Annotated in this window: 19 protein-coding genes; 16 read left to right on the forward strand and 3 right to left on the reverse strand. The window is 65.6% G+C overall.

Annotated features, from left to right (window positions below; all coding sequences use genetic code 11):
• Positions 1 to 16: 16 nt before the first annotated feature.
• From IP86_RS07560 to IP86_RS07605, 10 genes are all read left to right on the forward strand, one after another.
• On the forward strand, positions 17 to 832 hold the full coding sequence (locus tag IP86_RS07560) for an ABC transporter permease (RefSeq protein WP_054161902.1): 816 nt from the start codon (positions 17 to 19) through the stop codon (positions 830 to 832).
• Positions 833 to 835: 3 nt separating this feature from the next.
• Positions 836 to 1,621: an ABC transporter permease gene (locus IP86_RS07565; RefSeq protein WP_054161903.1), complete on the forward strand. Its 786-nt coding sequence runs from the start codon at positions 836 to 838 to the stop codon at positions 1,619 to 1,621.
• Complete coding sequence (locus IP86_RS07570; RefSeq protein WP_054161904.1) at positions 1,618 to 2,679, forward strand: ABC transporter ATP-binding protein; 1,062 nt, start codon at positions 1,618 to 1,620, stop codon at positions 2,677 to 2,679. Before IP86_RS07565 ends, IP86_RS07570 begins: the two co-directional genes overlap by 4 nt.
• Positions 2,680 to 2,695: 16 nt before the next feature.
• Positions 2,696 to 3,532, forward strand: coding sequence for a phosphodiesterase (locus IP86_RS07575; protein WP_054161905.1), 837 nt, complete (start codon positions 2,696 to 2,698; stop codon positions 3,530 to 3,532).
• Positions 3,533 to 3,664: 132 nt separating this feature from the next.
• Positions 3,665 to 4,039 (forward strand): response regulator, encoded by a 375-nt coding sequence (locus IP86_RS07580; RefSeq protein ID WP_197279686.1) that lies wholly within the window; start codon positions 3,665 to 3,667, stop codon positions 4,037 to 4,039.
• Between the two features lie 160 nt (positions 4,040 to 4,199).
• A complete protein-coding gene (locus tag IP86_RS07585; RefSeq protein ID WP_054161906.1) occupies positions 4,200 to 5,033 on the forward strand; it encodes an alpha/beta fold hydrolase in 834 nt (277 codons plus the stop codon).
• Positions 5,034 to 5,144: 111 nt separating this feature from the next.
• Positions 5,145 to 6,797, forward strand: coding sequence for a phosphoglucomutase (alpha-D-glucose-1,6-bisphosphate-dependent) (gene pgm, locus IP86_RS07590; RefSeq protein ID WP_054161907.1), 1,653 nt, complete (start codon positions 5,145 to 5,147; stop codon positions 6,795 to 6,797).
• A 173-nt stretch (positions 6,798 to 6,970) separates the two neighbouring features.
• Positions 6,971 to 7,663: an NnrU family protein gene (locus IP86_RS07595; protein ID WP_054161908.1), complete on the forward strand. Its 693-nt coding sequence runs from the start codon at positions 6,971 to 6,973 to the stop codon at positions 7,661 to 7,663.
• Positions 7,664 to 7,900: 237 nt separating this feature from the next.
• On the forward strand, positions 7,901 to 9,118 hold the full coding sequence (locus IP86_RS07600; RefSeq protein ID WP_054161909.1) for an NnrS family protein: 1,218 nt from the start codon (positions 7,901 to 7,903) through the stop codon (positions 9,116 to 9,118).
• A 36-nt stretch (positions 9,119 to 9,154) separates the two neighbouring features.
• The gene (locus IP86_RS07605; protein ID WP_054161910.1) at positions 9,155 to 9,403 is read left to right on the forward strand and encodes a DUF2249 domain-containing protein; all 249 of its coding nucleotides are present in this window, start codon (positions 9,155 to 9,157) and stop codon (positions 9,401 to 9,403) included.
• A 377-nt stretch (positions 9,404 to 9,780) separates the two neighbouring features.
• On the opposite strand, the gene IP86_RS07610 is transcribed toward IP86_RS07605, so the two are convergent.
• The 3 genes from IP86_RS07610 to IP86_RS07620 form a co-directional block, all read right to left on the reverse strand.
• On the reverse strand, positions 9,781 to 10,965 hold the full coding sequence (locus IP86_RS07610) for a CaiB/BaiF CoA transferase family protein (RefSeq protein ID WP_054161911.1): 1,185 nt from the start codon (positions 10,963 to 10,965) through the stop codon (positions 9,781 to 9,783).
• Positions 10,966 to 11,082: 117 nt separating this feature from the next.
• Positions 11,083 to 11,754, reverse strand: a complete 672-nt coding sequence (locus IP86_RS07615) for a response regulator transcription factor (protein ID WP_054161922.1) — start codon at positions 11,752 to 11,754, stop codon at positions 11,083 to 11,085.
• A gap of 17 nt (positions 11,755 to 11,771) precedes the next feature.
• Positions 11,772 to 14,099 carry a GAF domain-containing protein gene (locus IP86_RS07620; RefSeq protein WP_054161912.1) on the reverse strand — a complete coding sequence of 776 codons (2,328 nt, stop codon included), beginning with the start codon at positions 14,097 to 14,099 and terminating at the stop codon, positions 11,772 to 11,774.
• A gap of 360 nt (positions 14,100 to 14,459) precedes the next feature.
• Here IP86_RS07620 and pufB point away from each other — a divergent pair, with 360 nt between their 5' ends.
• The 6 genes from pufB (at position 14,460) to IP86_RS07650 (ending at position 19,195) form a co-directional block, all read left to right on the forward strand.
• A complete protein-coding gene (gene pufB / locus IP86_RS07625; protein WP_011157052.1) occupies positions 14,460 to 14,615 on the forward strand; it encodes a light-harvesting antenna LH1, beta subunit in 156 nt (51 codons plus the stop codon).
• Positions 14,616 to 14,627: 12 nt separating this feature from the next.
• Positions 14,628 to 14,807, forward strand: coding sequence for a light-harvesting protein (locus IP86_RS07630; RefSeq protein ID WP_011504171.1), 180 nt, complete (start codon positions 14,628 to 14,630; stop codon positions 14,805 to 14,807).
• 204 nt (positions 14,808 to 15,011) lie between these two features.
• On the forward strand, positions 15,012 to 16,439 hold the full coding sequence (locus IP86_RS07635) for a PucC family protein (RefSeq protein ID WP_054161913.1): 1,428 nt from the start codon (positions 15,012 to 15,014) through the stop codon (positions 16,437 to 16,439).
• An 18-nt stretch (positions 16,440 to 16,457) separates the two neighbouring features.
• Positions 16,458 to 17,120 (forward strand): hypothetical protein, encoded by a 663-nt coding sequence (locus tag IP86_RS07640; RefSeq protein ID WP_054161914.1) that lies wholly within the window; start codon positions 16,458 to 16,460, stop codon positions 17,118 to 17,120.
• 11 nt (positions 17,121 to 17,131) lie between these two features.
• The gene (locus IP86_RS07645) at positions 17,132 to 17,422 is read left to right on the forward strand and encodes a hypothetical protein (protein WP_054161915.1); all 291 of its coding nucleotides are present in this window, start codon (positions 17,132 to 17,134) and stop codon (positions 17,420 to 17,422) included.
• Between the two features lie 246 nt (positions 17,423 to 17,668).
• Positions 17,669 to 19,195 carry a flavin-containing monooxygenase gene (locus tag IP86_RS07650; protein ID WP_054161916.1) on the forward strand — a complete coding sequence of 509 codons (1,527 nt, stop codon included), beginning with the start codon at positions 17,669 to 17,671 and terminating at the stop codon, positions 19,193 to 19,195.
• The last annotated feature ends 88 nt before the right edge of the window (positions 19,196 to 19,283 follow it).

Consider the following 19,283-nt stretch of genomic DNA (forward strand, 5'->3'; position numbering starts at 1 on the left):
GGGGCGTCCGCGTCTGATGTCGCAGCGATCTTTCTCGCTGGCCTGCCTGTCGCCTCTGCTGGTCCTGACTGCAGCGTTCTTCCTCCTGCCGATGGCCAAGCTGATCGTGGTCGGCGCCGAAGGACCGCAGGGCGTGGCCGGCTATCTGGCGATCGTGCTGGAGCCGCGCTATCGCGCGACGCTGATCAACACCGTGTTGCTCGCCACCGCGACCACGCTGGCGACGTTGGTGATCGCCACCATTGCGGCCATCTTCCTGCAGCGGCATCGATTCCCCGGCCGCGCCGTGCTGGTGGCGATGCTGACCTTTCCGCTGGCGTTTCCCGGGGTGGTGATCGGCTTCCTGATCATCCTGCTCGCAGGGCGGCAGGGCGTGATCGGCGATCTGACGCGCCTCGTCACCGGCACCAAGCTGGTGTTCGCCTATTCGATCTGGGGCCTGTTCCTCGGCTATCTATACTTCTCGATCCCGCGGGTGATCCTCACCATCATGGCGGCGGTGCAGAAGCTCGATCGCGGCCTCGAGGAGGCGGCGCGCTCGCTCGGCGCCAGCCCTTGGGCAGTGCAGCGCGACGTCGTGCTGCCGGCGCTGGTGCCGGCCTTCATCGCCTCCGGCGCGATCGCGTTTGCGACCGCCATGGGTGCGTTCGGCACGGCTTTCACGTTGGCGACGAATATCGATGTGTTGCCTATGCTGATCTACACCGAGTTCACCCTGGCGGCGAACTTCGCCACCGCCGCGTCGCTGTCGGTCGGGCTCGGCCTGATCTCCTGGGCGATGCTGGCGCTGGCGCGCTCGCTCAGCGGCGGCACCGTCGCGGCGACCGGCTAGCCGATGCGTGATCGCCTGATCTTCACGGCTCAATTGCTGTTCACGCTGCTGGTCGCGGCGTTCCTGGTTGTGCCGGCGCTGCTGTCGATTTCCGCCGGCGTCACGGTGAATTACTTTCGCGGCATCTCGTCGGGGCTGACGCTGCAATGGGTCGCGCAGGTCTGGGAGCTTTATGCCGACACGATCGGGTTGTCGTTCGTGATCGCGCTCGCGACGCTCGCGGTGACGCTGGTGGTCGGCGTGCCCGCGGCCTACGCGTTGCATGTCCGCGGCGGCCGGCTGTCGCGGCTGGTCGAGGAAGTGATCACTCTGCCGCTGGCGATTCCGGGGCTGGCGATTGCGCTGGCGCTGCTGCTGGCCTATGGCGGCTTCGGCGCATTCCGTCGCTCCTGGCTGTTCATTCTCGCCGGCCATGTGGTCTTCACCATGCCGTTCATGGTGCGCTCGGTGATGGCGGTTTTCGCCACCATCGACATCCGCACGCTCGACGAAGGCGCGGCCTCGCTCGGCGCCTCGCCGCTGCGGCGCTTCGTCGAAGTGATCGTGCCGAATGCGATGCCGGGCATTCTGGCAGGCGCGCTGATGGTGGTGACGCTGTCGCTCGGCGAATTCAATCTCACCTGGATGCTGCATACGCCGCTGACCAAGACGCTGCCGGTCGGTCTCGCCGACAGCTACGCGTCGATGCGACTTGAAGTCGCGTCCGCCTACACGCTGATCTTCTTCATCATGATCGTGCCGTTGCTGGTGGCGATGCAACTGCTGGCCGAACGGGAGCCGAAATCATGAAGGCTGATGCCGGGCACGGCGTCTCGGTGCGGATCGAGGCCTGTGGCAAGACCTTTGCGGACGGCACGCGGGCGCTCGAACCGGCGACGCTGGACATCGCGCGCGGCGAGACGCTGGTGCTGCTCGGTCCGTCCGGCTGCGGCAAGACCACGATGCTGAGGATCATCGCCGGGCTGGAACAGCCGGACCGCGGCGGCCGGGTGCTGTTCGACAACGCCGACGTCACCGCGGTGCCGATCGAGAAGCGCAATGTCGGCATGGTGTTTCAATCCTACGCACTGTTCCCCAACATGACGGTGGCCGAGAACATCGGCTACGGGCTGAAGATCCGCGGCACGGCGAAGCGGGATCGCGCCGCCCGGGTCGCCGAGCTGGTGGCGCTGACCAACATCACTGGATTGGAAGACCGCCGCATCGATCAGCTCTCCGGCGGTCAGCGCCAGCGTGTCGCGCTCGCCCGTGCGGTGGCGATCCGGCCCGCGGTGCTGCTGCTCGACGAACCGTTGACCGCGCTCGACGCCGCGCTGCGCGACCGGCTGCGCGGCGAACTCGACCGGCTGCTGCGCTCGCTCGGGATCACCACCATCTACGTCACCCATGATCAGGCCGAAGCGATGGCGCTCGGCGACCGCATCGTGGTGATGAGCAAGGGCGCGATCGCGCAGATCGGCGCGCCGCGCGAGATCTATTTTCGGCCGGTCAGCCGCTTTGTGGCCGAGTTCGTCGGCGCCGCCAATATCCTCGAAACCGAGATCGCCGACGGCCAGCTTCGCCTGCCGGGCGGTACTCTGGCAGTGGCCGACGGCGTGACACGACCTCGCGCGGTCGCGATGATCCGGCCCGAGACGATCGGCCTCGTCGCGCCCGACGCGGCGACGCTTGCCGGCCGGGTCGACAGCGTCAGCTTCATCGGCGATCGCCAGCGGGTCGTGGTGTCGGGCGCAGCCGATAAGCCGCTGACGATCGAAGCCCCGAACGGGACGACGATCCGCGCCGGCGACATGGTCGGGCTCGCGGTCGCGCCGGAGGCGATCCGGCTGTTGCCGGACGCAGTGTAAACGACAGGGAAAGACAATGACTGAGAGGCCCATCCTGATTGCGCAGATCTCCGACCTGCATATCAAGGCGCCCGGCAGCCTCGCTTACGGCAAGGTCGACACCGCACGGGCGTTGGAGCGGTGCGTCGCAGCGCTCAATGCACTGGCGCCTCGGCCTGATCTCGTGGTGATTTCCGGCGACCTCGCCGATACGCCGACCGAGGACGAGTATGCGCATCTGGCGCGATTGCTGGCGCCGCTCGCGATTCCCTTCGTCGCCATCCCCGGCAATCACGATTCTCGCGACCTGATGCGACGCTGCTTCGCGCAGCCGCTGTTCCCGGCCGAGGGTGCGCTCAATCAGTTACAGCCGGTCGGCGCTCTCGACGTCGTGCTGCTCGACTCGAGCGTACCCGGGCAGCCGCACGGCGAACTCGACGCGGCGACGCTGCAATGGCTCGACGCCATCCTGTCGTGCTCCGATCAGCGACCGGCGTTGTTGTTCCTGCACCATCCGCCGTTCCGCACCGGCATCTGGCATATGGACAGGCAGAACCTGCGCAATGCGGCGGAGTTCGCCACGATCGTCGAGCGCTATCCGTGGGTCAGGCTGATCGCAGCCGGTCATGTCCATCGTGCCACGCTGACGCAGTTCGCCGGCGTGCCGGCGACGATCTGCCCGGCGCCCAATCATGCCGTGGCGCTCGATCTCGGCGAACTCATCGAGCCCTCGTTCCGAGTCGAGCCGCCGGCCTTCCATCTGCATGCGTGGTTCGCGGCGGACGGCTTCGGAGATCTCGTCAGCCATCAGGTCCCGATCGGTGACTTCGAAGGTCCGCATCCCTTCTTCGGTCCCGACGGCAAGCTGTTGTGAGTTCCGCCTTCGTCGATCGGCGCGCGCATCGACGGGCACGGCGAACGCGATCGAGACTTCCACGAAAGCGAGAATATCCCGGAACGAAGTCTCAGCTGAACCTTTGATTGATCTTGAACAAGAGGTCAAAGGATGCCGGATTTGGTGAGCAGCAGACCGGTCGTGCTGGTCGTCGAAGACGAAGCGCTTCTACGAATGAACGCCGTCGACATCGTGCAGGAAGCTGGGTTTGCCGTGCTCGAAGCCAGCACCGCAGACGAGGCGATCCATATCCTGGAGACGCGCGATGATATCTGCGTGGTCTTCACCGACATCCAGATTCCCGGGTCGATGGACGGGTTGAAGCTCGCGCGCGCGGTTCGCGGGCGCTGGCCGCCGATCCAGATCATCGCGACCTCTGGACGGGTGCGCGTGTCAGGAGACGAGTTGCCGGACGGTGGTCGTTTCCTGCCCAAGCCCTACACCACCCATCAGGTCACCCGGCTGCTACTCGAACTCACCTCTTGAGGCCATAGCTCTCGAGACCGCAGCCAGGCGGGCTGTTATTTTGCACTGCAGCGATCGTCTGCTGTCGAAAATTTAATCCATCTCATTCTAAACGATGATCTTTCCGCGCTACAGTCACGACCCAAATGGAGTCTGTGAAAGGGGCCCGCAGGGATTGTCGATGAAACGACCTTTGACCGTGCTTTTGGGACTGAGCGCCGTCGCTACCGCGGCGTACTTTACCTTCAGCCATTGGGCCATTCGGCATGAGAATCTGACCTTCTACGACGAGGCGCGACGCCGTCCGGTCGCGGTCGACCTGGCGGTGCGGCGCGATGCGGAGATGAAGGCGGAAGCCGGCCTGTCGACGCTGCCGGTTGCGATCGTCAGCCACGGCAACACCGTGAAGAACTCGGAATACTCGTTCCTTGCGAACGTGCTTGCCGCGCGCGGCTATCTGGTCGCCAGCATCCAGCACGATCTGCCGACCGACGCGCCGCTGATGACAACGCAGGGATCGCTCTATGTCGGCCGGCTCAAGGTCTATGAGCGCGGCGAGAAGAACATCTTCTTCGCGATCCACGAGTTGAAGAAGCTGGTGCCGGGCGCCGACTACGATCATCTGACGCTGGTCGGCCATTCCAACGGCGGTGACATCTCGATGTTCTTCGCCCAGCAGCATCCGGAAATGGTTCGGCGGGTGGTGACGCTCGACAATCTGCGGGTGCCGTTCGTCACTTCGGGCGCCGCCAAGATCCTGTCGTTCAGATCCGAGGACCCGCACTTCAAGACCGACCCCGGCGTGCTGCCGGACTCCAAGGTCGCCAAGCAGGCCGGGATCGAGATCGTCGACACCGGGGCGCAGCATAACGAACTCAGCGATCGCGGGCCGGAGAGCGTCAAGTCGCGCATCCAGGCGACGCTGGACCAGTTCCTCTCGGAGCCGGCCAACAGCAAGGTCAGCCCGATCGACCCGAGGATCCTGCACAACGATCCACGCGCGATGGGCCCATAGCGGCCTCGTTGCGCCTTTCTCGAGGTATTCGTCGGACCGAACCGCTGCGGCCTTGACGACCGCGGCCGGGCAGGCGAGGGATCGCGTCTGGTCCGAGTGATGGAGTGCGAAATGGCTGGGGACGTGAGCCCGCTTGCGGGCAAGACCATCGATCCGAACAGACTGGTCAACGTGCCGCGGCTGGTGACCGCCTATTTCGCCGGAAAGCCGGACCCGAGCGTGCCCGGCGAGCGCGTCGCTTTCGGAACCTCCGGGCATCGCGGCTCCGCCTTCAACAACGCCTTCAACGAGGACCACATCGTCGCGGTGAGCCAGGCGGTGTGCGACTATCGTCGCGGTGCCGGCACCACGGGGCCGTTGTTCATTGGCATCGACACCCACGCGCTGGCCGAGCCGGCGCTGGCGAGCGCGCTGGAAGTGTTCGCCGCCAACGGCGTCGAGGTGATGATCGATGCGAACGGCGGCTACACGCCGACCCCGGTGATCTCGCACGCCATCCTCACCCACAACCGCGGCCGCAGCAGCGGCCTCGCCGACGGCGTGGTGGTGACGCCCTCGCACAATCCGCCGGAGGACGGCGGCTTCAAATACAATCCGCCGAACGGCGGCCCGGCCGACACCGACATCACCGCGGTGGTCGAGAAGGCGGCCAATGCGCTGCTTGCCGACGGGCTGAAGGGCGTCAAGCGCATCCCCTATGCGCGGGCGCTCAAGGCCGACAACGTTCATCGCCGCGACTACGTCACGCCCTATGTGGAAGACCTCGCCAACGTCGTCGACATGGAGGCGATCCGCGCCTCCGGCGTGAAGGTCGGCATCGATCCGCTCGGCGGCGCGGCGGTGCATTACTGGCAGCCGATCATCGAGCGCTACAAGATCGACGCCACCATCGTCAGCGACGCGGTCGACCCGACCTTCCGCTTCATGACGGCGGATTGGGACGGCAAGATCCGGATGGACTGCTCGTCGCCTTATGCGATGGCACGGCTGATCGGGATGCGCGGCGACTTCGACGTCGCCTTCGCCAACGACACCGACGCCGACCGCCACGGCATCGTCACCCGCTCCAGCGGGCTGATGAATCCCAATCATTATCTGTCGGTGGCGATCTCCTATCTGTTCGCGCATCGGCCGGAATGGGGCGCCGCCGCTGCGATCGGCAAGACCGCGGTGTCGAGCGCGATGATCGATCGCGTCGCCGCCAAGATCGGCCGCAAGGTGGTCGAAACGCCGGTCGGCTTCAAATGGTTCGTCGACGGCCTGATCGGCGGCAGTTTCGGCTTCGCCGGCGAGGAGAGCGCAGGCGCCTCGTTCCTGCGGCGCGACGGCACGGTGTGGACCACCGACAAGGACGGCGTCATCCTTGGCCTGCTCGCGGCGGAGATCACCGCGGTGATGAAGGCCGATCCGGGTGAGATCTATCAGCGCCTCACCGCCGAACTCGGCGCGCCGTTCTACGCGCGGATCGATGCGCCCGCCAACGCTGCGCAGAAGGCGCTGTTCAAGACGCTGACGGCCGAGAAACTCGGTATCAAGCAACTCGCCGGCGAACCGGTCACCGCGACGCTGACCAAGGCGCCTGGCAACAATCAGTCGATCGGCGGCGTCAAGGTGACCACGGCCAACGGCTGGTTCGCCGCGCGCCCGTCCGGAACCGAGGACGTCTACAAGATCTACGCCGAGAGCTTCGTCAGCGCCGACCACCTCAAGCGCATTCAAGACGAAGCCCAGTCCGCCCTGAGCGCAATGTTCGCCGCAGGTTGATCTGCGACAACGTCGGAACCGGGACGGTAGCCGATCGTCGGCGAGCAAAACGTCTCCGCGTCTCTCCGTCATTGCGAGCGAAGCGAAGCAATCCAGCTCTATGCACTGAGCTGGATTGCTTCGTCGCTTCGCTCCTCGCAATGACGCGGTGAGGCAATACGTGGGCATCTCTCTTGACCGGCTGGACCGAATTCATCGCCGCCTTCGCGCTGTTCCTGCTCAGCCACGCGCTGCCGGCGCGGCCGGCGGTGCGGGCGAGGCTGGTCGGCGCGCTGGGCGAGGGCGGCTTCCTCGCCGCCTACAGCATCGAGTCCCTGCTCGTGCTGACGTGGCTGATCGTTGCGGCCGGACGGGCGCCGTTCGTCGAGCTGTGGCCGTTCGAACGCTGGCAGATGTGGGCACCAAACTTAGCGCTGCCGCTGGCCTGCCAACTCGCCGCGTTCGGCGTCGGTGCCGCCAATCCGCTGTCGTTCGGCGGCGATCCGCGCAAGCACTTCGATCCCGAGCATCCCGGCATTGTCGGCGTCGTGCGGCACCCACTGTTGTGGGCGATCGGCCTCTGGGCCGCCGCGCACGTCGTGCCGAATGGCGACCTCGCACACGTCGTGCTGTTTGGCTTCTTCGCGCTGATCGCGGTCATCGGCATGACGATCATCGATCGACGCAAGCGTCGGCAACTCGGCGCCGACACCTGGGCGCGCCTCGCCGCCCGCACTTCGTTCTGGCCGTTCGCCGCGCTAATCACCGGCCGCTTCCGCCCGGACCTTCGCAGGATCAGCCCGCTCCGCGTCGGCATCGGCATCGTCGCCTGGCTGTCGCTGCTGCTGCTGCATCCGTACGTGATCGGCGTCTCGCCGCTGCCGTAACCTCCGTCATTGCGAGGAGCGGAGCGACGAAGCAATCCAGCTCAGTGCACTGAGCTGGATTGCTTCGCGGAGCCTGTCATCGGGCGGCGCTTTGCGCCGACCCGTTGGCTCGCAATGACGCTGAGGCGGTGTTACCCGCCAATCGTTCGCGAGTTTGTGCTGGCACAAATAGGCTGCGGTCCGGCGGCTTACACAGGAGGGGCCGGCGGAAGGTCGCCGGTTAATCCGGTGAACGCCATGAGCAGCACGACAGCCCAATCCGCCGCGCCGAAGCGCAAGCCGGTGCCGCGTACGCGCTCGCACATCGGCTGGACCGTGCTGTCCGCCGGCTTTCGTCCGTTCTTCATGCTCGGCGCTCTGTTCGCGGCCGTCGCGGTGCTGCTGTGGCTGCCGGTGTATCATGGCGAGCTGACGCTGCAGACTGCGTTCGCGCCGCGTGACTGGCACGTCCATGAGATGCTGTACGGCTATCTGCCGGCGGTGATCACCGGCTTCCTGCTCACGGCGATCCCGAACTGGACCGGACGCCTGCCGCTGCAGGGAAAGCCGCTGCTGACCCTGGTGCTGATCTGGTTCGCCGGCCGGCTGTGCGTGATATTCTCGGCCGACACCGGCTGGCTGGTCACGCTGCTGGTCGATGCGAGTTTCCTGCTGGCGGTCGCGCTCGCCGCGGCGCGCGAGATCGCGGCCGGCAAGAATTGGCGCAACCTCAACGTCGTCGCACTGCTGTCGCTTCTGCTGATCGGCAACGTCGCGTTCCACCTTGAGGCGCATTTCAACGGAGCAGCCGATTACGGCATCCGCGCCGGCATCGCGGTGGTGATCATGCTGATCGCGCTGATCGGCGGCCGCATCACGCCGAGCTTCACCCGCAACTGGCTGGTGCGCGAGAATCCCGGCCGGCTGCCGGTGCCGTTCAACAAGGTCGACATGGTGATCCTCGGCTTCAGCGCCGCGACGCTGCTGCTGTGGATCGCGTGGCCGGAAGGCGCGCTTACCGGATCGGCGCTGGCGATGGCCGGTGTGCTGCATCTGGTGCGGCTGGCGCGCTGGGCCGGTGATCGCACGCTGCGCGACCGGCTGCTGCTGGTGCTGCATGTCGGTTACTTGTTCGTGCCGCTCGGCTTCCTGCTCGGTGCCTGCGCGGCGTTCGGACTGGCGCCCGCCAGCGCCGGCATTCATGCCTGGATGGTCGGCGGTGCCGGCATCATGACGCTGGCGGTGATGACCCGCGCGTCGCTCGGCCACACCGGGCAGAAGCTGCAAGCCTCGCCGGCGACGCAGGCGGTGTACCTGGCCGCGCTGGTCGCGGTGGCGGCGCGGATCGGCGCAGCGCTGGCGCCGGCCTGGAGCGATCCGCTGCTGCATGTCGCGGCGCTCGGCTGGTCCGTCGCCTTCCTCGGCTTCGCCCTCAGCTACGGCCCGACGCTGCTCGCGCGCGGCAAGCTTCACTGAGTTCGACTTCTTTCCAAAAGCAAAGGATGACTTGCCATGACCGAAGCCGCGACCGCCGCCGAGCGTGTTCTCGACGTCCGCCAGATCCCGCATCAGCAGCGCCACGAAATCATCCCGCGGCTGTTCGACAATCTGCAGTCGGGCCAAAGCATGCAGATCGTGGTCGACCACGACCCGCGGCCGCTGAAACACTTCTTCGAGGCGGTGCACGGCGACGATTGCCAGTGGACCTATCTGGAAGAAGGCCCCGACTTGTGGCGGGTGCAGCTGCGCCGGGCGGCGTAGCGAGCGGCATCCATCGGTGGATTGAGGGGATGTGGGGTTTCCACAGGCACTGACCCTCATCCTTAGAGACCGGCCGGAAACTCTGTCCGAGAAACGCGGCCTTGAATTCGTCATTGCGAGGAGCGAAGCGAAGAAGCAATCCAGGAAGGCCCAATTCGTGGCCTCTGGATTGCTTCGCTCCGCTCGCAATGACGGAGAACGCAGCTGATTTTGCTGCACTAGCTTCCAGCCAGGCTCTGAGGAGCCCCCGCATCTCGAAGCATGTGGCCACGCAGTGCCTGCGGCTCATGGTTCGAGACGGCGCTACGCGCCTCCTCACCATGAGGTTGTGGTTGTGGCACAAGCCTCACCACGGGCTTCGCTAACTTCCAGAGAGCTTAGCTCACACCAAGCCCCGCCAGTTCCTCCTCCGAATAACCGGCTTCGGTGAGCACCGCGCGGGTATGTTGCCCAAGCGTGGCGACTTGTGGCGTCGGCGCCGGATTGCCTTGCGACAGCCGGAACGGCTGGTTGAGCACCTTGAACGCGCCGGCGCCGTCTTCGACTTCCGCAAACGCCTGGCGATGCGCGGTTTGCGGGTCGGCCATCGCTTCGGCCACGGTACGATAGGCGGAGCAGGGCACGCCGTATTTGTCGAGCGCGGCGAGGCATTGCTGCGAGGTCAGCGTTCGCGACCATGTCTCCATGATGTCCATCAGCTCGGCCCAGTGTTCGCGGCGGTGGTGATATTCGGCGAAGCGGGGGTCGGTGATCAGTTCGGGATGGCCGCCGGCCTGCATGAAGCTGCGGAACGATTTCTCGCTGGCGATTGCGATCATCACATAGCCGTCGGCAGTCTCGACCGGGCCGAATTGCGGGCGCGATTGTTTCTTGATCGGGAATTGCGCGCTCTGCATCTCGTTCAGCGTCAGGCTCAGCATCGACTCCAGCATCGACACGTCGATATGCTGGCCCTCGCCGGTGGACATGCGCTGATACAGCGCCGACGCGATCGCCCCATACGCATAGACGCCGGACACGACGTCGGCGAGATAGATGCCGCAATAGTCCGGTTGGTCGCGGTTCGGTTGATAGGCGAGGTGGGCGAGATCGTAACCGGACGCCGCGTGGATCGCCGGCGCATAGGCGGGCAGTTCGGCCGAGGGACCGGTCTGGCCGTAGCCTGAGATCGAGCAGTAGATCAGTTTGGGATTGATCGCGCGCAGCGACGCGTCGTCCAGCTTCAGCCGCTGCATCACGCCGGGGCGGAAATTCTCCACCAGCACGTCGGCGGTCGCCACCAGCCGCTGCACCGCAGCGCGGCCCTCGGCGGATTTGAGGTCGAGCACCACGCTCTTCTTGCCGACATTGAGCTGGCCGAACGCAGTGCTGTAGCCGTCGCGCACCGGCGGCCGGTTCCGCATGGTGTCGCCGTCGCTGGATTCGATCTTGATCACCTCGGCGCCCATGTCGGCGAGCATCCGGGTGCAGTGCGGGCCGGCGATGGTGGTCGAGAAATCCAGAACGCGGAGCCCCGCGAAAGCGCTCGCGCGCGGCGTTGCGGTCTGCTGGTCGGCAGTCATTCAGTTCCTCCCGCTGTCGTCTCGTTCATCCGCGACGGCGTCACGGCGAGACGTTGGTTCGACAGGGAGAGGCTAGCGGCTCGCGCCGACGCGGGCAAATTCGCGATCGCGGCCGCCCTATGGGTCCGACAGCCAGCCCATGCTGAGCGCGAAGCGCACCACTTCGACGCGGTTGTGGAAGCCCAGCTTGGCCATGCCGCGGGCCTTGTAGGTCTCGACGCTCTTGGCGCCGATCTGCAGCTTGGCCGCGATGGTCTTGTTGCTGTGGCCGACGGCGGCGAGGCGCAGCACCTCGATCTCCCGGGTGGAGAGGTCGGAGACCGCGCTGTGCTCGTCGCCGTTCTGGATGTGCGGCGCGGTGCGGCCGATGGCGCGCCCGGCGATCGCCGGATCGAGATAGATGCCGCCGGTGCCGACCGCGTGAATGCCGCGGATCAATTCGTCGGTGGCCGAGCGCTTCAGCACGTAGCCGGAGACGCCGAGATCGAGCAACTGCCGCAAGTAAGCGCCGTCTTCGTGCACGGTCAGCACCAGCACGCGGCATTCCGGGCAGGCGGCGAGAAATTTCCGCGCCACCTCGATGCCGTTGAGGCCGGGCATCGACAGATCGAGCACGGCGACGTCGGGTCTCAGTTCGATCGCGCGGCGCAGCGCGTTCGGGCCGTCGCTGGCTTCGCCGACGATCTCGATCGCCGGGTCGCCGGCGACGAGCGCCTTCATGCCGCTGAGCACGACCGGATGATCGTCGGCGAGGAAGACGCGCAGTCTGGAAGGGGCTTGCTGGTCCATCGGAGCTGCTTCCATGGTTACAACGGAATTCGTGCGAACAGAGCGGTGCCCTTGCCGGGCGCGGATTCGATTTCGAGCGAGCCGCCGACCAGCGTCAGCCGCTCGCGGATGCCGAGCAGGCCGAGTCGCTGGGGCGGGCGGTCGGCGTCGGGATTGACGAAGCCGCGACCGTCGTCTTCGACCACCATCGTCACCTGCTGATCGGTCAGGCGCAGGATGACGCTGACATGCGTCGCGGCCGCGTGGCGGACGATGTTGGTGAGCGCTTCCTGCAGCACGCGATACAGCGTGGTCTCGATCGCCGGCGGCAGCCGGCGGTCGCCGAGCGTCATGTGCAGGTCGAACTGCACCTGCGCTTTCTCGCTCCAGGCGTCGAGCAGATGCTGGATCGCGGTCTGGATGCCGAGATCGTCGAGCGCGGTCGGGCGGATTTCCCAGGCGAGCCGGTTGACCTGGCGGCCGATATCGGCGGTCAGCGTCTTCATTCCGGCGACGCGGTCCTGCAGTTGCGCGTTGTCGGGCGCGGCCTGTCCCAAATTCTCGAAGCCGAGTTGCAGCAGCGTCAGCGACTGGCCGAGCGTGTCGTGCAGTTCGCGCGCGATCCGCAGCCGTTCGGCTTCCTGATCCTCGACGGTTCGCCGCAGCACCTGCGACAGATCGGCTTCCACCGACACTCGCCGTCTGGTTTCTTCTTGCAGCGTCTGGGCGACGTCCTGCGAGCGGCGCAAGCCGAACTCGACCTGCCGCATCAGCTGCTCCTGCAGCAGCCGCGCCGATCTACGCTCGCGGGCGATGCCGTCGATCCGGCGCAGCACGACTTCGAGCAACGACAGCCGCAGCCGGTGCGCCGCCTCGATCTCCGATCCGAGCCACGGCTCGGCATGCAGGCGCACCGATTCCTGCCACGCCGCGAAGCTGCGCCGCGGTGTCAGCAGTTCGCCGCTCGGGCCGACGCCCACCGGCTTGTGCGGATTGCCGGCCCAGGTGACGGTGCGGATCACCTCCGGCCGGAACCACAGTACGTAGTCGCGCGGCGTTTTCGACAGCGACAGCGCGAGCAGGCCGCTGGCGCGATCGGCGTAAGCTGTCGCCGGCTCGTAGATCAGCGGCAGGCTATCGGTGTGGAAGATGCCGTCGCTCGAATTGGCGCCGAGCCAGGCTATCAGCGCTTCGGTTTCGGCCGCATCCGGCGTGACGCCGAGGCCGGTGAACTGGCCATCGATCCACAGGCCGACGCCAGTCGCGGGAATGAAGTCGAGCAGGTTCGGATGAAACCGGATCAGCCCTTCAGCGAGGTCGGATTCCTGGCTCATCCGCGTCACCAGCTCTTCGTGGATGCGCGTGCTGCGCAGCCGCGCCTCGAGCTGTTCGGCGGCGATCTTGGCTTCGAGCTGCGACGACGCCATCTCGGCGAACATCTCGCACGACTCGCGCATGCGGTACGGCAGGTAGCGCGGCGAGCCGTGATGGCAGGCGATCAGTCCCCACAGCCTGCCGTGCTGAATCAGCGACAGCGACATCGACGCCACGACGCCCATATGGGCGAGATACAGCCGGTGCACCGGGGAGATGCTGCGGATCACGCTCTGGCTGAGGTCGAGCGGCTGCCCCGTCCGCGGATCGACCGTGGGGACGATCGGCGCCGGCGCGTAGCGGGCGTCGGGAATCGCGCGGATCCAGTTGCTGAGATACAGCGCGCGGGCCTGCTTGGGGATATCGGACTCCGGATAGCGCAGGCCGAGAAAGCTCTCGACGCCGGCGGCGCGGGATTCGGCGATCACTTCGCCGCTGCCGTCGGTGCCGAAGCGATACACCATCACCCGTTCGAAGCCGGTGACGGCGCGCACTTCGTCGACCACCGCCTGACAGAACGCCTGCGTGCCGTCCGCACGCTGCACGTGGCGGATCATCGACTGCACCAGCGCCAGGGAGTTATCGGGCGCAGCTTCCCGTCGTGGGTCGAACTCCAGCACCAGCAGGCCGGACGCCTGATGCACGACGACGTCCACCATCGCCGCGTCGGGCGGGTTGAGTGTGAACGCATGCAGCGGCCGTTCGAGTTTGCGATCCGGGCCGAGCAGCGCGCGGATCTTGCCGATCTGATCGGCCGACAGCAGCGTCGCCACGGAGGTGCCGGGCAGGCGCTCGGCCGGGACGCCGAATAGTGGCGTCGTGTCACCGGCGGCGTGGATCACCTGCAGATCTTCGGGCGCCAGCGCCAGCAATGCGCCGTGAGGCTGGATCGAGCCGGGAAGATGAATCGCCTCACGCTCACATCCGGCCTGGCCGGGCGCGTCGAAATTTGCGACTATCATTTCGGCGACGTTGTCAATGCCGGACTGCATCACATTTTACTCAATTTTCCGTGTCCGGGAGTCGTCGGACCGGTTTGAGGATGTCCGGTATGACACGGACACCCCTCAGTGTCATGTTAAATTGACAAAGATGTGTGTCAGGATCATCTTACAATCACTCGGATGTGATCGAAAAGGGTGATGAGCCCAGATCACCCGGGTCTGGGCGAGCCCCGCATCGGTTCCGCGTCCCAGCGCCAAGTCCTCTTGAAGTTGACGGCGCGGACGGGTGACGAGGCCACCAAAGGAAAGATGCTGAGACCAACGAACTCCGTTCGGCGTAGCAGCGAAAACTACCTACGTGCGGGTTCAGCACGAAACTGATCGAAAGTCTCTTAGGAGGTTTTTACTATGGCAGACGATCCCAACAAGGTCTGGCCGACTGGCCTGACGATCGCGGAATCGGAAGAGCTCCACAAGCACGTCATCGACGGTACGCGCATTTTCGGCGCGATCGCGATCGTCGCGCACTTCCTGGCGTATGTTTACTCGCCCTGGCTGCACTAAGGAGTATCTAAGATGAATCAAGGTCGCATTTGGACTGTCGTGAAGCCGACCGTCGGCCTGCCGCTCCTGCTCGGCAGCGTCACCGTGATCGCCATCCTCGTTCACTACGCCGTGCTGTCGCACACCACCTGGTTCCCGAAGTACTGGAACGGTAAGACTGCGGCGATCGAGAGCTCGGTCACCATCGGCTAATTGCAGCTTCTCTCGAAGCTGTGTGGCTGGACCGGGATCCAAGGGTCCCGGTCGCTTGCTTTGTAGCCGGGGTGAATCGCGGCGGCGGTTTGATCTGCCGCAGTTCGTCTCCGGCCGCAAAGTGGTGCTGTTCGTTCGGGTCGCCGTTCGTTCGGTCACGCTGACCAACGTCGCCGGCCTCTCGCAAGCTGGATTTGCTGGACGATGAACACAGTCAGCCAAAAGATGATGAAGGTCTGGGCCTCGCTGGGGCCTCGCTTTCTGCCATTCGCGGATGCGGCGACGCCGGATCTGCCTCTATCCCGGTTGTTGCGCCTGTCGCTGTTTCAAGTCGCGGTCGGCATGTCGCTGGTACTGCTGGTCGGCACCTTGAACCGGGTGATGATCGTCGAACTCAACGTGCCGGCCTCGATCGTCGGCGTGATGGTTTCGCTGCCGCTGATCTTCGCGCCGTTCAGGGCGCTGATCGGCTTCAAATCCGATGTCCATAAATCCGTGCTGGGCTGGCGCCGCGTGCCGTTCCTCTACAAGGGGACGCTGGTGCAGTTCGGCGGTCTGGCGATTCTGCCGTTCGCGCTGCTGGTGTTGTCCGGCGGCGGCGAGGCCGGTCATGCGCCGGTGTGGATCGGTCAGTTCGGCGCCGCGCTGGCGTTCCTGCTGATCGGCGCCGGCGTGCATACCACCCAGACGGTCGGGCTCGCGCTCGCCACCGATCTCGCCGCCCCCGAGACGCGGCCGAAGGTGGTCGGCCTGATGTACACCATGCTGATGTTCGGCATGATCGCGAGCGCGATTATCTTCGGCATGCTGCTGGCTGATTTCTCGCCCGGCCGCCTCATCCAGGTCATTCAGGGCTCGGCCGTCGTCACCATTGTGCTGAATGCCGTCGCTTCCTGGAAGATGGAAGCGCGCCGCCGCACCGGCGGTGAGGTCGCCACCGCGCATCCCGGTGCGCCGGCCGGTGGCTTCCGCCAGTCGTGGGACGCGTTCATCTCCGGCGACAACGCGATGCGCCGGCTGATCGCGGTCGGCTTCGGCACCATGGCGTTCAGTATGGAAGACGTGCTGCTCGAGCCCTATGGCGGCCAGATCCTGCATCTGTCGGTCGGCGACACCACCAAGCTCACGGCGGCGCTGGCGGTCGGCGGCCTGTTCGGCTTCGGCCTTGCCTCGCGCGTGCTCAGCCGCGGTGCCGATCCGTTCCGGATGGCGAGCGCAGGCGCGCTGGTCGGCATCCCGGCGTTCCTGCTGGTGATCTTCGCGGCCGAGCTGCAAGGCGCAGCCTCCGCGCTGGTGTTCGGCTTCGGTACGCTGCTGATCGGTTTCGGCGCTGGGCTATTCGGCCACGGTACGCTGACGGCGACCATGAACGCCGCGCCGAAGGATCAGGCCGGGCTGGCGCTCGGCGCCTGGGGCGCGGTGCAGGCCTCCGCGGCCGGCGTGGCGATCGCGCTTGGCGGCATCCTGCGCGACGCGGTGACGGCGCTGGCGCCGCATCTCGGACCGGCGGCCGGTTACAATTTCGTCTACTGCCTCGAACTGCTGCTGCTGTTCGCAACGCTGGTGACGATGGTCCCGCTGATCAGGCGACGGGACACCCTTCTGATGCAGGGCCAACCCTCGCGGCCCTGAGAGTGAAACGGAGTCAACATGACGCAAATCATCACCCGGTTGTACGATTCCAGCAGCAAGCTCGCTGCGCTGGAAACCGACCTGAAGAAGAGCAATTATCAGTATTCCGTCGTCACCGCCTATCAGGCGGGCAAGGCGAGCTCCACCGACGATATCATCGCCGCGCTCGGCAGGGCCTATGTGTCGAGCGGTGAGGCGCGGACCTATGCCGACTACGTCAAGAAGGGCGCGGTCGTGGTCGCCGTGAAGGCCGAATTCGGCTTCGCCGCCAAGGCGGCGGAGATCCTCGACGGCTATCAGCCGAACAAGATCAGCCTGCAGAAGTCGTCGTCGGCGAGCGCTGAACAGAGCGAAGCGACGCCGTTCTCGAACCTGCTGCACCTCAAGACGCTGCTCGACACGTCGGGGAAGTACAAATCCTATTCCGGCGACTGGCTGCTCGTCGACAGCGACAAGACCTTTTCGGGTACGCCGCTCGTCATCAGCAGCAAGGGCCCATACCAGTCGTTCTCCGGAACGCCGCTGCTGCTCGCCAGCAACGGTCCCTACAAGTCCTTTTCCGGGACTCCCCTGTTGCTGGACAGCAGCGGTCCGTACAAATCCTATTCGGGCGAACCGCTGCTGATCAACAACCCGACCATCTTCTCCTCCTGGCTGGGCCTGCCAGTGCTCTCTAAGTAAAGGAATTGATCATGAGCGAATACAAAGGACACTCCGGTACTCCGCTGATTCTCGAGCAGAAGGGCGAGTACGAAGGCTATTCGGGCACCCCGCTGCTGCTGAAGCAGGAGGGGGAATACAAGAGCTTCTCCGGCACGCCGCTGCTGCTCGAGCAGAAGGGCGAGTACCAGAGCTTCTCGGGTACGCCGCTGCTGCTGAAGCAGGAGGGCGAGTACCAGTCGTTCTCCGGCACGCCGCTGATCCTGAAGCAGGAAGGCGAGTACAAGTCGTTCTCGGGCTATCCGCTGCTGCTCAACTTCTGAGCCGGTTCGCGGTCGCAAGGCCTCGATGCGCCGCGGGCAGCGATGCCCGCGGCGTTTTGCTGTCTCAGGTGCGAGCCGTGACGCGCGCGGGCGGCTGCTCGCGGTTTCGTTCGGTGAAAAATCGCGGTGCAGCGAGACGTCATCGACCGCGCCTGCGATCGGGCACGTGCCTGCAAGAAAATGCTGGGCAAACCTCGGCGCAGACGGCAATCTGTCGGGCAACGACAGAAAAAAAGTCGAGGAAACATGACCCAGCTTGCCGAAGCCGTCGCCATGCGCGCCGGCCCATCCGCTGACGCCGCTTCCTGTCCCGACCATGTCGACGTGTTGATCGTCGGCGCCGGTATTTCCGGTATCGGCGGCGCCTATCATTTGACCAAGCAGTGCGCCGGCACCAGCTTCATCGTGCTGGAAGCGCAGGACAGTTTCGGCGGCACCTGGCTGACGCACCGCTATCCCGGCATCCGCTCCGACAGCGATCTCTACACATTCGGCTATCGCTTCAAGCCGTGGACCGGCAAGCCGATCGCGACCGCGGCCGAGATTCGCGCCTATATGAGCGAGGTGATCGAGGAAAACGATCTGGCGCAGCACATTCGCTACGGCCACCGCATCGTCTCGGCGAACTGGTCGAGCACCGAGCAGTGCTGGACGATCGTCGCCGAGCGCACCGACACCGGCGAGGAGGTTCGCCTCACCGCGAATTTCCTCTGGATGTGCCAGGGCTATTATCGTCACAGCGAGGGCTACACGCCGGACTGGGACGGCATGGCCGAGTTCAAGGGCCGCATCATCCATCCGCAGACTTGGCCGGACGATCTCGACTGCGCCGGCAAGAAGGTGGTGGTGATCGGCTCCGGCGCGACGGCCGCCACCGTGGTGCCGGCGTTGGCGCCGAGCTGCGCGCACGTCACCGTGCTGCAGCGCTCGCCGACCTATTTCATCCCCGGCCGCAACAAGATCGAGATCGCCGACACGCTCCGCGAACTCGGCATCTCCGAGGACTGGATCCACGAGATCGTCCGCCGCAAGATTTTGTTCGACCAGGCGACCTTCACGCGGCGCTCGATGAGCGAGCCGGAGGTCGTGAAGGAGGAACTGCTCGCCGGCGTCCGCGCGCATCTCGGCCCGGACTACAATCTCGATCCGCATTTCATGCCGAGCTATCGGCCGTGGCGGCAGCGCATCGCCTTCGTGCCCGATGGCGACCTGTTCAAGGGCATCGCCTCCGGCAAGGCTTCGGTGGTTACCGACGAGATCGAGCGCTTCACCGAGACCGGCATCCAGCTGAAATCGGGCCAAACGCTCGAAGCCGACATCGTCGTCACAGCGACCGGCTTCAATCTCAACGTGCTCGGCGACATCGGCTTCAGCATCGATGGCGAGCCGCTCGACTTCGCCAGCACGGTGACCTATCGCGGCATGATGTTCACCGGCGTGCCGAACATGGCCTGGGTGTTCGGCTACTTCCGGGCCAGCTGGACGCTGCGCGCCGATCTCGTCGCGGACTTTGTCTGCCGGCTGCTCGGCCACATGCAGCAGCACGGCTATCGCAGCGTCGTGCCGAGGCTGCGGCCGGAGGATGCCGGCATGGAGCTGCTGCCCTGGATCGATCCGGAGAATTTCAATCCGGGCTATCTGATGCGCGGCATGCATCTGCTGCCGAAGCGCGGCTCAAAGCCGGAATGGCAGCACAGCCAGGACTACTGGACCGAGAAGGACGAACTGCCGAAGATCGACCTCAACGATCCCGCCTTCGTCTATACGAGCTGACGCAAGGTCGCCGGCCGGAAGAGCGCGCGAGCCGTCGTTCGCGTGTTCTTCCGCGGGCCGAGTTCCGACTGGGCGGACATCGGCGGGG

It is taken from the genome of Rhodopseudomonas sp. AAP120 (assembly GCF_001295845.1).
Classification (GTDB): Bacteria; Pseudomonadota; Alphaproteobacteria; order Rhizobiales; family Xanthobacteraceae; genus Rhodopseudomonas.

Bases quoted from the DNA above. Each gene is read 5' to 3' on its own strand.
- IP86_RS07560 (WP_054161902.1), top strand. From the start codon at position 17: ATGTCGCAGCGATCTTTCTCGCTGGCCTGCCTGTCGCCTCTGCTGGTC.
- IP86_RS07565 (WP_054161903.1), top strand. From the start codon at position 836: ATGCGTGATCGCCTGATCTTCACGGCTCAATTGCTGTTCACGCTGCTG.
- IP86_RS07570 (WP_054161904.1), top strand. From the start codon at position 1,618: ATGAAGGCTGATGCCGGGCACGGCGTCTCGGTGCGGATCGAGGCCTGT.
- IP86_RS07575 (WP_054161905.1), top strand. From the start codon at position 2,696: ATGACTGAGAGGCCCATCCTGATTGCGCAGATCTCCGACCTGCATATC.
- IP86_RS07580 (WP_197279686.1), top strand. From the start codon at position 3,665: ATGCCGGATTTGGTGAGCAGCAGACCGGTCGTGCTGGTCGTCGAAGAC.
- IP86_RS07585 (WP_054161906.1), top strand. From the start codon at position 4,200: ATGAAACGACCTTTGACCGTGCTTTTGGGACTGAGCGCCGTCGCTACC.
- pgm (WP_054161907.1), top strand. From the start codon at position 5,145: ATGGCTGGGGACGTGAGCCCGCTTGCGGGCAAGACCATCGATCCGAAC.
- IP86_RS07600 (WP_054161909.1), top strand. From the start codon at position 7,901: ATGAGCAGCACGACAGCCCAATCCGCCGCGCCGAAGCGCAAGCCGGTG.
- IP86_RS07605 (WP_054161910.1), top strand. From the start codon at position 9,155: ATGACCGAAGCCGCGACCGCCGCCGAGCGTGTTCTCGACGTCCGCCAG.
- IP86_RS07610 (WP_054161911.1), bottom strand. From the start codon at position 10,965: ATGACTGCCGACCAGCAGACCGCAACGCCGCGCGCGAGCGCTTTCGCG.
- IP86_RS07615 (WP_054161922.1), bottom strand. From the start codon at position 11,754: ATGGACCAGCAAGCCCCTTCCAGACTGCGCGTCTTCCTCGCCGACGAT.
- IP86_RS07620 (WP_054161912.1), bottom strand. From the start codon at position 14,099: ATGCAGTCCGGCATTGACAACGTCGCCGAAATGATAGTCGCAAATTTC.
- pufB (WP_011157052.1), top strand. From the start codon at position 14,460: ATGGCAGACGATCCCAACAAGGTCTGGCCGACTGGCCTGACGATCGCG.
- IP86_RS07630 (WP_011504171.1), top strand. From the start codon at position 14,628: ATGAATCAAGGTCGCATTTGGACTGTCGTGAAGCCGACCGTCGGCCTG.
- IP86_RS07635 (WP_054161913.1), top strand. From the start codon at position 15,012: ATGAACACAGTCAGCCAAAAGATGATGAAGGTCTGGGCCTCGCTGGGG.
- IP86_RS07640 (WP_054161914.1), top strand. From the start codon at position 16,458: ATGACGCAAATCATCACCCGGTTGTACGATTCCAGCAGCAAGCTCGCT.
- IP86_RS07645 (WP_054161915.1), top strand. From the start codon at position 17,132: ATGAGCGAATACAAAGGACACTCCGGTACTCCGCTGATTCTCGAGCAG.
- IP86_RS07650 (WP_054161916.1), top strand. From the start codon at position 17,669: ATGACCCAGCTTGCCGAAGCCGTCGCCATGCGCGCCGGCCCATCCGCT.